The sequence below is a fragment of the Paenibacillus melissococcoides genome (assembly GCA_944800085.1).
Taxonomy (GTDB): domain Bacteria; phylum Bacillota; class Bacilli; order Paenibacillales; family Paenibacillaceae; genus Paenibacillus_B; species Paenibacillus_B melissococcoides.
Map to the genome: position 1 here is coordinate 274,097 of CALYLO010000012.1, position 9,819 is coordinate 283,915.

Consider the following 9,819-nt stretch of genomic DNA (forward strand, 5'->3'; position numbering starts at 1 on the left):
CCAATGGCAATTATCAATGGAAAGGTATACGACTGGGGAGATATCACCATCTCCATACCGGGCCTCTCCCTGGAAGTGCAAGAAATATCCTACGATGATGAACTGGAAAAGGAAGTCGCTTACGGCAAAGGGCAACGGCCACGAGGATACGGCGAAGGAAATTATAAATCAGAGGGCAAGCTGAGCCTGCTGCGGGATGACTATGACGACATTGTCCAGTACTGCAAGAGTAAAAATCTTGGGCTGTACCGCCTTGTGATCCCGAAAATCGTCGTCAGCTACGCCGACGGCGGCGGGCGGACACGGACGGACGTCCTGAATACGGTCACTTTCACAAAGGCGTCACACAAGAATGCCCAGGGAGACAAGTCACTGAAGGTTGACCTTGACTTTATCATCGTCAATGGCATTGACAGAGACGGAGTCAAGCCTATCTGATTGCATTATTTATCAAAATAGATGACAAAATTCGGAGGTATCTATAATGACCAAAGAAACTGAGATCGCCGTACTCGAACCAACTCCAATCGAAGTATATAAGGCTCGATATGGCAAGGTGTACCGTTTATTAGCAACGATTGAGCAAGACGATTCTTCTAATCTTGAAATCGAATATTATTTCCGTAAGCCGAAGACGGCCAGCTATGACCGCTATGTGAAGACAGCATCTCAAAGTCCGACGAAAGCTCTGCGTGCGTTCGTCATGGACAATGTCGTCGATGAACAGGCCGCACAGTTGGAGGCGCACCTCGAAGAATACCCAGCTTTTGCTTTATCACTTGGGGAGAAGCTTCTCACCATGTTAGGCCTGAGCAAGGACGTAAATTTAAAGCTACTTTAGATAGCTGTCTCCAGGAGGTAAAAACCAATTTTATAGAGTCCGGCATGCTGGAAATCTATCGGTTTTTGCCTCCTGCTGTTCTAAAGGGGAAAGAAGTCGGAGACATGGACATGGATGAGTTTATTCGGGCCTTGGCTCAAGCTAGAGTCATCCAGGAGCTTGAAGAGAACATCCTAGCGAGGGCAATTACAAAAGTCTTCGGGGAGTAAAAAGGCCATCCCCTAAAAGGATGGCTTCTCTCTTCGAATCCAGCTTCGATATAGGATGGTAGCGTGCTTGACGGTCTTTCGAATCCCCTCTTTTTTCTTATCCTGGTGGCGGCCCATTGTTTGCTCGTTCCCGACCCATAGGCAATACGGAATGACATATATGGTGAGCGGTACAAAGATGAGGATGGATATCACTGCACCCGCACAGATGGCGAATACAAGCAGTTTAAACGCAAATGCAATACCAACCATTTGGAGTTCCTCCTCTTCACTATATGTATAAGACAAATATACCACCAATATCAGGAAAATGGAACGGGGTGATAATGTTGTGAGTCTGGATTCTATTTTTAGGCTTTCAGTCATCGTAGGAATGATTGACCAGTTATCCGGCCCCAATGTCACGTATTAACGCAACAGTGGACGGGTCAGTAAGCAAGATTGATAGATTGAACCAAAGCTTCGGCAGTATGACGAAAACTGGTCTGTTGATGGCCGGAGTCGGGATGCAAATATCGGACTCGGTGCTGAAGCCAGTAGAGGCCACATTCGACACGCGCCGGGCTCTTGGGGAGCTGGCATCTCTGGGAACGGAGAACTTGGGGCTCTTGGAGCAGGCTGCGGAGAGACTTTTCCGATCAGTGGGCTGGCACAACAAAATCAGACTTTTTGACGGCAGCGTACTCAATCAAATCCGGGATTGCATCTCTGACGGATGAAGGCGTTGCGGAATATACTCGTTTGGCTGGCCTGACGGGTAAAGCGACTAAGGCCTCCGTTGAAGAGATGACATCGTTGTTTGCTACAGGGTACGGGATCTATAAGGATTACTACAAGGACATGTCGGACATTGAATTTGCTGAAGCTTTCTCGGCGGGCATATCCGATTCCATCCGGATATTCAAGACATCCGGTTCTGGAATGTCTCAAGCGATTCAGACGCTCGGGGCAGCTGCAACATCGGCGAATGTACCGCTCGAAGAACAGCTCGCCATTGTGGGTATGCTACAAGCTACGATGTCCGGGTCCTGAGGCGGGAACAAAATATAAAGCGTTCTTCCGCTCAGCAGCGAAGGCGGGTGAAGAGCTTGGATTGAAGTTTACAGATACGAATAACCAACTGCTATCGATGCCTGAGAATCCTTTCTCTTCTCCGTGGCAAGTTCGGAGAGACGATGGATGCAGCGGAGAAGATGCAGCTACAAAAAGCATTCGGTACAGATGAAGCCGTAGCCTTGATTGACCTGCTCTATAACAAAACGGGTGAACTACAAGATAACATTTTGCTTCTTTATGACTCTATGGGGCAAGGGGCAGATATCGCTACTAAGATGGCGGGCGCAATAAATGAAACAGAAGGCGAAAAATATACCCGGCTAACTCAGCGAGTTCGTAATCTTACTGAGGAGATCGGGAAACAGCTCCTCCCTACCTATAATCAGATAATTGAACAAGGAGAGAGAGTATTACAGAGTGTCGGAGAATGGATTGCTGAGAATCAGGAGCTTGTCAAAGTTCTCGCCATTGTCCTATTGACCATCGAGGTCTTTTGACCGGACTGGGCACGCTTATCGGTGTATTTGGTGCTGTAGGCATGGTTATTACCAAGACAAGCGGGCATCGTTCGCGGCTTTCGGACAGCGTTAAGAGCAATACCAAGCATGCTCACGACGATCAGGATTATGGCCCTCTATGCCGGGGACGGTATCAGGGCCGGATTCAAAGGTATTGGAACGGTTACGAAGGGAGCCGTGACCGGAATAAAGAATGTGGCAGTTGGTATGGCGCACATGGCACGTCAGGCGATAATGACCGCCGTCAGAGCAATGCCCGGTCTGATTGCTTCGGTATGGTCATTTACGGCTGCACTACTTGCCAACCCGATTACGTGGGTCGTGGTCGGTATTATGGCCTTGATAGCTGCTCTCGTACTGTTATGGCAAAACTGGGATGCCGTCGTGAGTTTCCTTTCGAGCTTATGGGATGGCTTCGTGAACGGCATCGTCGCGGGTTTCGATTGGATTCGCAATTTGTTCAATGGGATGCCGGGTTGGCTTCAGGTCGCAATCGCTGCATTTTTCCCATTCATCGGAATTCCGATGCTGATCATCAATAATTGGAGCAGCATTAAGAGCTTTTCTCGAATCTCTGGAGCGGCATTACGGATGTATTCCAAAAAAGTGTTCAGTGGTGTAAAGACTTCATTACTGGCACATTGAGCTGGTTCCGAGAGTCCGGTTCTAAAGTCATTACGACTTTCACGGACGGGATCAAGAGCGTCATTAACGCACCAGTCAATATGGTGAAATCAGGACTAGCAAAGGTCAGGGAGCTTCTTCCCTTCTCCGATGCACATGAAGGCCCGCTATCCGAGCTGACGTTATCAGGCCGTCGAGTATTCGAGACGATTGGCACAGGGATGGAACAGAGCGAAAACGTTCCGGCAGAAATGACGGAGCGTGCCTTTGCCAAAATGGATCTTTCGCGTGATGACGTGAAGAAAATCAACCTACGCGAGACGATCATGAACCGTTCCGAGAGCAATACCACCACAAAGGAAACCGACAGAGGCATGAACATCGAAAGATTGGAGTTGTCGGTCGACCTAAGCAGCCTGAAGGACTTGCCTGCCCTGTTCAAACTGCTTGAAGAAATCCGAGACTATACCAACAGCAACGGCATGACCCCATCAACGGGAGGTAGAGCATGATCTATGTCGATGAAAGTACAGTAAAGGTCGGCAAGGTTGTCCTCCCTGGCCTGTTCAAGAGCCTTGAAATTAAAGAGGATGCTCGCGTGGAGGAACAGGAAATCGAGGGCAAGGCGGCGCGGCCGAAGCAGGCCACGGGATATGAGGACGCCAAGGTAACGCTTGAGCTTATTTTGGAGGATGGCCCGAAGCTCACGAAACTGCAAAAACTGGCTGTCATTCAGAAGCTATTCCGGAAGCCGGGTCAAGCAAGGCCAGTCATGCACACCATTGTAAACGAGCACACCGCTGCCCGTGGTATCTCGAAGGTTATCTTTAAAAATCTGGTGACCAAAGAACAGAGCAAGAATTCCGCGATGACCGTCAGCATTGAGTTCTGGCAATACGGGACAGTTAAAATTGTGGCAAGCAAGAAATCCAGCAAGAAAAAGAATGAAAAGAGCAGCAGCGCATCGAGCGGTTCGGGTTCGGGAATCAATCTGAATGCCAATTATCAAAACTACCTGGATACAGGTTCCCGGGGAACCGCACCTAAATTAAGCAAGACAGCCGCGACGGATATCCCGCCGCCTGTCTCGACGAATCAAAAGCTCGCTGCTCTGCCGTTCTAGGAGGACGAATGATGGATCTGGAGATGGAGCTCTTCTATCCCGAGATACGTGTCACCATTGAGGAATATGAACTCCAAGAAGGAATAGAAATCGAAGTGTATTCTTCGGCTGACTCATACTTTGATTGGGCAAAGGTCAGATTTACGGAGCAATTCCAGGATAAGCTTTCGATTAGTCGGAAGGCTCCGGCCAGTATCGAGCTCGGCTATGATGGAGAGTTCCATGACGTATTCGAGGGGTATGTGGTCAGTCCATATTCTTCTGCCAACCAAAATGAAATCATCCTGAAGGATGGAATGATACTGCTGGAAGAGACGATAGTATCGAACACCTTTTTGGATGTGACTCCCCAGGAGATGCTGAACTACTTGCTCGGCAAAGCAGGGATATCAAATTCGGTGCTCTCTCCCAAGATGTTCCCGAAGAAAGCCCGGCTTCCTATTCTTCAGAAGACTGCACTTGCAGTCATTGAGGATATCCGTTCCATTTGGAAAGCACAGATGCCCTTTTTCTTCTCGGGTAATGTCTTCTACTGGGGAGAGCAGCCGGAACAGCCTCTCATATACGAGTTTGTCTATGCCGAGAATATCATCTCACTGGAGCGTTCAGGCGGTGCATGGGAACTCGAAACCGTGTCCGTCCCTTTTGTTAGGCATTCGCATGTTATTCGGGTACAACATCCGAAGGTATCGGGCGAGTTCGCTGTCAAAAAGGTTGTATTTTCACATCGGCAACGGGATTTATCCGAACTCGAATTTACTTTTAAGGAGGGCGGTATCTTGTTAGAGGACATGATTCAAGCGGTCATTGATAAGCGGATCAAAGAGCAATATCCTCATGTGCAGCTCGCCGCCGGAATGCTCGCCGAAGTGACCAGGGTTAGCGAGGGGACGGATATCCACGAATATAACCTGAAGATGCTAAACGAAGCTCGCACGGTTGATGAGCGGTTTCCGGAGATCCCGAATGTCAAGTCTGACAAGAAATTCGATCTAGGTGATATTGTGGCCGTGCTTCTTCTCTACGGACAAGTGGATGCCCATATCATTGGCAAGGCGGCGGTGGAGTAATGGCAGGCCTTCACGATTCAGACATCCGTCTGGATGCCAACTGGCAGCCAGCGGCAGCCGCAAACGGCGAGGCCTTGCTCGTCACTGACTATGATTGTTTATTCCAAGATATCCGATTGGAAGCGTTGACCCAGGAAGGCGAGCTTTTCTATGACGAGTCCTGGGGGTGGTCATTGCTGGAGTTTATCCAGTCGCAGGATGATGAGCTCACGAGGCTGGAAATCGAGCAACGCGTGAAGGAAAAGCTGGAGCGCCGGATCGAGATTGACGCGGACACAATTCAGGTCATTACAGCGTTCAGGGGGGATGCCATTACCGTTCATGCTTCCTTCAGGTTTCGAGGCGACGAACGCTTGTATGAGCTTGATGTCGACCTGGACAGAGTGAAAGTTGAGGTGGTACTCGTTGATTGATGATAAGGTGTTGGATCAACTGCTCCCCATCCCCGACCGGGAAGAGACAAAAAACAAGCTGCGGGAAGAGCTTGAACAAGAAGGCTTCGTCATAACGAATCTATTCACGGGGGGCGTATTCTATACGCTGATGATGATTGCCATTCAAGTACGGATTGACTTGGTTCTTCTTTTGCGAAAGGTGTTGAACAACCAGTTTGTTGCGCATGCCGAATCCGGTTGGTTGGAGCTGAAAGCAGCGGACTTCTCCAAGCGGAGAAAACAGCCCGTAAAAACACGGGGATTCGTGACGTTGAAGCGCAAGGCGGCAGGAAAAGCAGTCAAGATTGCCAAAGGAGACGTTTTCCGGACGGAACCGGATATGCTCGGCGAGGAACTCCGGTTCATCGCCCTGGAAAATAGCACAATGCCAGCGGATGCCCTATCCCATCGTGTGGCAGTAGAGGCCGAAAAGGCAGGATCAACATACAACGTTCCGCCCGGTCAAATCCGGCGGTCATTGACCCACATCGAGAGCATAGACGAGATTACAAATGATGTAGATTGGATTACCCGTGAAGGCAGCGACCTCGAAGATATAGAGAGCCTACGGGCACGAACATTGAATTCCTGGGCGGAGCTCTCCACGTTGCCGATAGCTGCCAAGTACAAAAACGTATGCGAAGCTATCCCCGGCGTGCTATATGTACGCGTCGATGACCTTCACCCTCGCGGCCAGGGCACGATTGACATCATTGTCACGGGAACGGCGGGCACACCATCAGAAGGCCTCCTTCAAAAAGTCCGAGAGGAGGCCGAGAAGATAAAAGGCCCGGACGAAACCTCCTGGTTAAGGCATCGGATACGGTGACACAGGACATTGATATAACCATTTGGATAGCATCGGATGCATCCGATGCAGGCATAGAAGAGCGCGCCAAGGCCATTCTGACAGAGCTCCTCCGAATCAAAAAAGGTCGCAGCCTGAATGAATTGAATCATTCAGACATCATTTTCGCGATTCGGAAGGAACTCGACGTCAGGAACGTAAAGGTCAATAATCGCCGCAAGACGTTGTCTTGGACAACTCCAAGGTGATTGTTCTCGGTGAGGTCACCGTTAGGCTGATGAGGGGTAACTACATGTTTCAAAAATTCAGTGATTACATGTTTTATCTCCTATATGGCCCATTAAAAAAAATTGCCAAGAAGGATAATCAGTTCTATATCTTTCTCAAGGTAATTGGCAAATTGTTTGACCAGACGAAGGAAGACATCTTCCGCGTCCGCGAGGAATCGATGATCATCTCTGCAAGCGAGACGATGCTACTCGAACACGGTCGGGATCGGGACATGCCACGATTAAAGGGCGAAGACGTTGAGGCGTATCGTTTACGGTTGATGATGAAGAACCTTATAGCGGAACAAGCCGGAACCAAGGAAGGCATACTTACCGCGCTTCGGGCGCTTGGATATGAGCATTCATATATCGAGCCCTATTATATCCATGACCCGGAGCGTTGGGCCGAATTATTGTCTACCTGGGCAGCTCGGCACCGAGCGGAATTAATGACATCGCCGTCATTGATGCAGAAGTGATGAAGGTAAAGCCAGCTCGTTCAAAGCCTAGTTACGGCATCGAAGAAGGGCCGGATCGACTGTAGTGATACAATCTACCTTCAGCTTCGGCTCTGTAGGGCTGCCGCTCTGTAATACCATTAAATGCGGGACGTGGCCGACAGGGGTTGGTTACTTGATCCATACTCCTCCCTGCAACACAATCAAATGTGGCACATGGCCACCTGCTAACGAGGTGACGACGTCGTGAAGACTTTTACAGAAATCGGACTTCAAAAGCAATTACAAAGATTCGCCGATTCTCTCTCTCATGCAGCATATCAAAACTCAGGCGAGACGAAACGGATTGACTTCATGAAGCTTACTGCCGAGGGAGATACAGTTCGAGTGTACATCTATTTCGATGACAGTGTCGCGGGTCAAATTGGAAAACGTGAATTGATAGACCATGACGGCGATATTGTTGCCCGGCTGAAAGAGAATTCATCAAGCCAGCGAGTAAGGGCTTGTATGTAGCATTCAAATATAGATTGATTGAAATGGAGGTCGAGGGGCTTGGCATATAACCGCACCGAATGCGTGACCATATCGTTGCACCGACTGGCGAAGTCATCCAGGAAGGCACGCCGATATCAGCCCGAAACCTAAATAACATTGAGGAAGGGATATACCAGCTCAGCCAGCGGATTGATGATGTGAAGGTTCCGGCTGCTTCCCTGACCCAGGCGGGCATCACCCAGCTATCAAATGCAACGGACAGCACCGACGAGACGAAGGCAGCCACGCCGAAGGCCGTAAACGAGGCGATGCAAGCAGCTGTCAATGCACAAGGAGCCATCGAAGCTCATACTGAGGATCAAGTCCGGCATATTACGGCTGCCGAGCGGACGGCTTGGAATGCAAAGGAAACGACTGAAGGGGCACAGGCAAAAGCAAACCAAGCTGAATCGAACGCCAAAAGCGCAAGTCTGCCGCGCTCGGGTGGCACTATCACGGGCGGGCTCACTGTTAACGGTGCACTGACCGTCCAATCGCGCAATATCATAACGGAGCTCGATTCGGTAAAGCAATCTGTCGTTGATGGGAAAGGGAAAGTCGCGGGGGTCATCAACGACAAAGGTGGCGGGCCAGTCTCCGCGAATAGTACGTTTGACCAATTGGCTGCTGCAATTAGTGGTATTCCACAAGCGAAGGGCAACCTCGCCCTAACAAGCACGTTCTTTGACATGCTGGGAAACTATGTTGGGAAAGGCATGTTTATCAACAAGGATAATAATTTTGTACTAGTCAAAGAAACAACATCAGGTTCCCCGGTAAAATACCAATCGGAGCTACATGAGGTGTCGCCAAACGGAACTGTTGTGAGGGCAGTACATCTGGGCGCTCCACGGGAGTTTGCGGCGAGTAGTTTGGTGGTAGGCGATAATGTTGTACTTATCGTGTTGAGTGGCTCTTCAAAAACATATGAACTGTATGACCATGCGGGAAAACTCATATCAAAAAACAATGTGGATTCTTCTGCTCCCGACTACGAAGTAATCGCAGTCACTCGTGACGGCTCTAACACGTTCATTGTTGATAGAGGTTATAGAGATAGAGACCCTGTAAGAATTTTAAACCATGCAGCAGTACCTTATTTCACAATGCCTTCCGGAAGTGTCAGCGCCGAGGAAGCTGTTTTTTTAAGCAAGACAAAACTGTATGTAGCACGACAAAGTTATTCGCCGATAGCTCGCAAGCATACTATTATTACGAGAAACAACCTGTCCTTTAGTTACGAAATGACAGACAAAAGCACATCAGACTCAGGCGTTATTCAATTTCTTGGAGCACACGCATATCGATAAGGAGGATTAACATGATGGATTAAAATTAACAAATGTTATAGGGCCGAGAGGCGGTAACTATGATTACAAGGGTTTGGACACGAACAAGTTTGTCCCGGGCACACTGGTATATCCTTCAGAATCATATGACTTTTATGTCATAACAGAGCAGTCAAGGGAAGAAATCCCGGAACACGAGGACATCCATCTTATTACGGAAGAAGAGTACGAGGCAGCTTATGAAGCAGAACGCAATAGACCACGTGAGCCCGGCCCGATTGAAAGCTACAGGCGGAGAACGAAGAGCTTCGGAGGCAGCTTGACGCGTTGCAGTTGGCTGTGATGGGTATGATGGACGAAGGGGGTAATGCATAATGAAGAGCCTATTTTTCGCATTTCTTATGGACTGCTGGCGAAAAGGTTTTGCTGATGAAGATAAGCTTCAGTCGTATGTTCCTAAGTACATTTCGGCTGAAGAATGTCAAGAAATCATTGAGACGAAAGGGTGAGAACCTCACTTCTATAACGGCGCAATTTTGCCAAATATCTTGATAAACATTGCCAAAAAAAATGCGCCGCTACA

The 9,819-nt window shown here is 49.0% G+C and carries 15 protein-coding genes; 14 read left to right on the forward strand and 1 reads right to left on the reverse strand.

The genetic code is table 11. The features are described 5' to 3' along the window. The first annotated feature begins 3 nt into the window (after positions 1-3). Genes OCY70_RS30075 through OCY70_RS30085 form a run of 3 tightly spaced genes read left to right on the forward strand, consistent with a single transcriptional unit; the run spans position 4 to position 1,050 of the window. Complete coding sequence (locus OCY70_RS30075) at positions 4-438, forward strand: hypothetical protein (RefSeq protein WP_213430847.1); 435 nt, start codon at positions 4-6, stop codon at positions 436-438. 46 nt (positions 439-484) lie between these two features. Further along, positions 485-841 (forward strand): DUF6848 family protein, encoded by a 357-nt coding sequence (locus OCY70_RS30080; protein WP_213430848.1) that lies wholly within the window; start codon positions 485-487, stop codon positions 839-841. Between the two features lie 44 nt (positions 842-885). Beyond that, positions 886-1,050, forward strand: a complete 165-nt coding sequence (locus OCY70_RS30085; RefSeq protein ID WP_213430856.1) for a hypothetical protein — start codon at positions 886-888, stop codon at positions 1,048-1,050. A 12-nt stretch (positions 1,051-1,062) separates the two neighbouring features. Here OCY70_RS30085 and OCY70_RS30090 read toward each other — a convergent pair whose 3' ends face one another. After that, positions 1,063-1,302 carry a hypothetical protein gene (locus OCY70_RS30090; protein ID WP_213430849.1) on the reverse strand — a complete coding sequence of 80 codons (240 nt, stop codon included), beginning with the start codon at positions 1,300-1,302 and terminating at the stop codon, positions 1,063-1,065. Between the two features lie 417 nt (positions 1,303-1,719). On the opposite strand from OCY70_RS30090, the gene OCY70_RS30095 reads away from it, so the two are divergent. The 11 genes from OCY70_RS30095 to OCY70_RS30145 all read left to right on the forward strand — a co-directional run bounded on the left by OCY70_RS30095 (position 1,720) and on the right by OCY70_RS30145 (position 9,257). Further along, on the forward strand, positions 1,720-2,082 hold the full coding sequence (locus OCY70_RS30095) for a hypothetical protein (protein ID WP_390955189.1): 363 nt from the start codon (positions 1,720-1,722) through the stop codon (positions 2,080-2,082). 143 nt (positions 2,083-2,225) lie between these two features. Beyond that, positions 2,226-2,603 carry a phage tail tape measure protein gene (locus OCY70_RS30100; RefSeq protein WP_261948846.1) on the forward strand — a complete coding sequence of 126 codons (378 nt, stop codon included), beginning with the start codon at positions 2,226-2,228 and terminating at the stop codon, positions 2,601-2,603. A 108-nt stretch (positions 2,604-2,711) separates the two neighbouring features. Continuing rightward, on the forward strand, positions 2,712-3,269 hold the full coding sequence (locus OCY70_RS30105) for a hypothetical protein (protein WP_261948847.1): 558 nt from the start codon (positions 2,712-2,714) through the stop codon (positions 3,267-3,269). A gap of 80 nt (positions 3,270-3,349) precedes the next feature. Further along, the gene (locus tag OCY70_RS30110) at positions 3,350-3,760 is read left to right on the forward strand and encodes a hypothetical protein (protein WP_261948848.1); all 411 of its coding nucleotides are present in this window, start codon (positions 3,350-3,352) and stop codon (positions 3,758-3,760) included. After that, a complete protein-coding gene (locus tag OCY70_RS30115) occupies positions 3,757-4,371 on the forward strand; it encodes a transcriptional regulator (RefSeq protein WP_213430851.1) in 615 nt (204 codons plus the stop codon). The genes OCY70_RS30110 and OCY70_RS30115 overlap by 4 nt, the downstream gene beginning before the upstream one ends. Before the next feature lie 11 nt (positions 4,372-4,382). Beyond that, positions 4,383-5,441 carry a hypothetical protein gene (locus OCY70_RS30120; protein WP_261948849.1) on the forward strand — a complete coding sequence of 353 codons (1,059 nt, stop codon included), beginning with the start codon at positions 4,383-4,385 and terminating at the stop codon, positions 5,439-5,441. Continuing rightward, complete coding sequence (locus OCY70_RS30125) at positions 5,441-5,854, forward strand: DUF2634 domain-containing protein (RefSeq protein ID WP_213430853.1); 414 nt, start codon at positions 5,441-5,443, stop codon at positions 5,852-5,854. Before OCY70_RS30120 ends, OCY70_RS30125 begins: the two co-directional genes overlap by 1 nt. Beyond that, a complete protein-coding gene (locus OCY70_RS30130; RefSeq protein ID WP_261948850.1) occupies positions 5,847-6,704 on the forward strand; it encodes a baseplate J/gp47 family protein in 858 nt (285 codons plus the stop codon). The genes OCY70_RS30125 and OCY70_RS30130 overlap by 8 nt, the downstream gene beginning before the upstream one ends. A 271-nt stretch (positions 6,705-6,975) precedes the next feature. Then, entirely contained in the window at positions 6,976-7,431 is a 456-nt protein-coding gene (locus tag OCY70_RS30135) for a hypothetical protein (RefSeq protein ID WP_261948851.1), read from the forward strand. 225 nt (positions 7,432-7,656) lie between these two features. Then, entirely contained in the window at positions 7,657-7,926 is a 270-nt protein-coding gene (locus tag OCY70_RS30140; RefSeq protein ID WP_261948852.1) for a hypothetical protein, read from the forward strand. Between the two features lie 59 nt (positions 7,927-7,985). Then, positions 7,986-9,257, forward strand: a complete 1,272-nt coding sequence (locus OCY70_RS30145) for a phage tail protein (RefSeq protein WP_261948853.1) — start codon at positions 7,986-7,988, stop codon at positions 9,255-9,257. Positions 9,258-9,819 lie beyond the last annotated feature (562 nt).

What these genes read in the sequence shown, in the direction of transcription:
- OCY70_RS30135 (WP_261948851.1), top strand. Translation starts at nt 6,976, where the DNA reads ATGTTTCAAAAATTCAGTGATTACATGTTTTATCTCCTATATGGCCCA.
- OCY70_RS30090 (WP_213430849.1), bottom strand. Translation starts at nt 1,302, where the DNA reads ATGGTTGGTATTGCATTTGCGTTTAAACTGCTTGTATTCGCCATCTGT.
- OCY70_RS30145 (WP_261948853.1), top strand. Translation starts at nt 7,986, where the DNA reads ATGCGTGACCATATCGTTGCACCGACTGGCGAAGTCATCCAGGAAGGC.
- OCY70_RS30120 (WP_261948849.1), top strand. Translation starts at nt 4,383, where the DNA reads ATGGATCTGGAGATGGAGCTCTTCTATCCCGAGATACGTGTCACCATT.
- OCY70_RS30085 (WP_213430856.1), top strand. Translation starts at nt 886, where the DNA reads ATGCTGGAAATCTATCGGTTTTTGCCTCCTGCTGTTCTAAAGGGGAAA.
- OCY70_RS30105 (WP_261948847.1), top strand. Translation starts at nt 2,712, where the DNA reads ATGCTCACGACGATCAGGATTATGGCCCTCTATGCCGGGGACGGTATC.
- OCY70_RS30110 (WP_261948848.1), top strand. Translation starts at nt 3,350, where the DNA reads ATGGTGAAATCAGGACTAGCAAAGGTCAGGGAGCTTCTTCCCTTCTCC.
- OCY70_RS30080 (WP_213430848.1), top strand. Translation starts at nt 485, where the DNA reads ATGACCAAAGAAACTGAGATCGCCGTACTCGAACCAACTCCAATCGAA.
- OCY70_RS30115 (WP_213430851.1), top strand. Translation starts at nt 3,757, where the DNA reads ATGATCTATGTCGATGAAAGTACAGTAAAGGTCGGCAAGGTTGTCCTC.
- OCY70_RS30100 (WP_261948846.1), top strand. Translation starts at nt 2,226, where the DNA reads ATGGATGCAGCGGAGAAGATGCAGCTACAAAAAGCATTCGGTACAGAT.
- OCY70_RS30125 (WP_213430853.1), top strand. Translation starts at nt 5,441, where the DNA reads ATGGCAGGCCTTCACGATTCAGACATCCGTCTGGATGCCAACTGGCAG.
- OCY70_RS30075 (WP_213430847.1), top strand. Translation starts at nt 4, where the DNA reads ATGGCAATTATCAATGGAAAGGTATACGACTGGGGAGATATCACCATC.